1 protein-coding gene is annotated in these 271 nt (G+C 59.8%); it reads left to right on the top strand.

All coding sequences use genetic code 11. The features are described 5' to 3' along the window. The coding region (locus ACLJNW_RS25255) for a hypothetical protein (RefSeq protein WP_410961368.1) at window positions 1-202 on the top strand (202 nt) is incomplete at its 5' end. Between the last annotated feature and the right edge of the window lie 69 nt (window positions 203-271).

Here is a 271-nt window from a genome sequence, read left to right as displayed (position 1 = left end):
GCATGGTGGGTGCAGTAAGCCTAAAGGAAAGCCCCGTCCTGAATCGCTCAGGCGGGGCTTTTTTATGCCGGCCAGCTCAAATGTCTGTCGTCAGTTCCAGCAGGGCAACCGGGTGGTCTGCGTCGCTCCCGGTAAGTTCGATCCCCTGGCGATTGGTCAGGCAAGGTGGGATTTTCCTCACTTCCCCCATTGGCGGTTGTGAGATAGCGCCGCGTTAGCCCATGGCTCAGTTCGGAGCCATCGCTGGTCGCGCCAAGGGGCGCACTTGAAA

Source organism: Salmonella sp. SAL4457 (genome assembly GCF_046548235.1).
In the GTDB taxonomy this organism is placed as follows: Bacteria; Pseudomonadota; Gammaproteobacteria; order Enterobacterales; family Enterobacteriaceae; genus Salmonella; species Salmonella enterica.
The sequence above is the reverse complement of the archived record's forward strand: the minus strand, read 5'-3'. Positions and strand labels throughout refer to the sequence as shown.